This window comes from Apilactobacillus kunkeei (assembly GCF_001308195.1).
GTDB classification, from domain to species: domain Bacteria; phylum Bacillota; class Bacilli; order Lactobacillales; family Lactobacillaceae; genus Apilactobacillus; species Apilactobacillus kunkeei_C.
On the sequence record NZ_JXDF01000024.1, the window covers coordinates 1 to 1077 of the forward strand.

Below are 1077 nucleotides of genomic sequence, written 5' to 3' on the forward strand. Positions count from 1 at the left end.
CAACGAACCAAAATTGCGGGAGCCGGATTTGAACCAACGACCTCCGGGTTATGAGCCCGACGAGCTACCAGACTGCTCTATCCCGCGATAATATAAAGGAGAATGAGAGATTCGAACTCTCGCGTGGTTTGACCCACCTAGCGGTTTTCAAGACCGCCCCCTTCAGCCACTTGGGTAATTCTCCATATGACGTGAAACAAAGTCCACTATGGACCTTGTAGGACTCGAACCTACGACCGGACGGTTATGAGCCGTCTGCTCTAACCAACTGAGCTAAAGGTCCAAGACCTAATCGCGGCAGAGGGGATCGAACCCCCGACCTCCCGGGTATGAACCGGACGCTCTAGCCAGCTGAGCTACACCGCGATATGTGACTAATATGACGAGTTATTAAACTCTATCGGGAAGACAGGATTCGAACCTGCGACCCCCTGGTCCCAAACCAGGTGCTCTACCAAGCTGAGCTACTTCCCGAGAAATGCACCCAGTAGGAGTCGAACCTACAACCTTCTGATTCGTAGTCAGACACTCTATCCAGTTGCGCTATGGGTGCATATGGTGCCGAGGACCGGGATCGAACCGGTACGGTTATCACTAACCGCAGGATTTTAAGTCCTGTGCGTCTGCCAATTCCGCCACCCCGGCATATATAATGAATTGGCAAAGCGGAAGACGGGATTCGAACCCGCGACCCCCACCATGGCAAGGTGATGTTCTACCACTGAACTACTTCCGCATAATGCCGACTAGAGGATTCGAACCTCCGACCCCCTGTTTACAAGACAGGTGCTCTGCCAGCTGAGCTAAGTCGGCATATTATATTAAATTAATGAGCCGTGGCAGGTTCGAACTGCCGACCCTCTGATTAAAAGTCAGATGCTCTACCGGCTGAGCTAACGGCTCGTATGGATGGAGGATACAGGGCTCGAACCTGTGACCTCCTGCTTGTAAGGCAGATGCTCTCCCAACTGAGCTAATCCTCCATAATTGCGCGGCGACTTCCTACCCTTGCAGAGGGCGATCCCTCAACTACTATCGGCGTTTAGAAGCTTAACTTCTGTGTTCGGCATGGGAACA

The 1077-nt window shown here is 52.4% G+C and carries 11 tRNA genes and 1 rRNA gene; all 12 read right to left on the bottom strand.

Annotation, left to right across the window (positions count from 1 at the left end):
• Window positions 1-13: 13 nt before the first annotated feature.
• Window positions 14-87, bottom strand: a tRNA-Met gene (locus tag RZ78_RS05880).
• Between the two features lie 9 nt (window positions 88-96).
• Window positions 97-184, bottom strand: a tRNA-Ser gene (locus RZ78_RS05885).
• Window positions 185-209: 25 nt separating this feature from the next.
• Window positions 210-283, bottom strand: a tRNA-Ile gene (locus RZ78_RS05890).
• A 9-nt stretch (window positions 284-292) separates the two neighbouring features.
• Window positions 293-366 (bottom strand) — tRNA-Met (locus tag RZ78_RS05895).
• 34 nt (window positions 367-400) lie between these two features.
• Window positions 401-474: transfer RNA gene (locus RZ78_RS05900), tRNA-Pro, on the bottom strand.
• Window positions 475-479: 5 nt separating this feature from the next.
• Window positions 480-553: transfer RNA gene (locus tag RZ78_RS05905), tRNA-Arg, on the bottom strand.
• Window positions 554-556: 3 nt separating this feature from the next.
• Window positions 557-645: transfer RNA gene (locus RZ78_RS05910), tRNA-Leu, on the bottom strand.
• 19 nt (window positions 646-664) lie between these two features.
• A tRNA-Gly gene (locus RZ78_RS05915) sits at window positions 665-736 on the bottom strand.
• A gap of 4 nt (window positions 737-740) precedes the next feature.
• Window positions 741-813 (bottom strand) — tRNA-Thr (locus tag RZ78_RS05920).
• Between the two features lie 17 nt (window positions 814-830).
• A tRNA-Lys gene (locus tag RZ78_RS05925) sits at window positions 831-903 on the bottom strand.
• Window positions 904-910: 7 nt separating this feature from the next.
• Window positions 911-983 (bottom strand) — tRNA-Val (locus tag RZ78_RS05930).
• A 6-nt stretch (window positions 984-989) separates the two neighbouring features.
• A 5S ribosomal RNA gene (gene rrf, locus RZ78_RS05935) occupies window positions 990-1077 on the bottom strand; the annotation flags it as partial.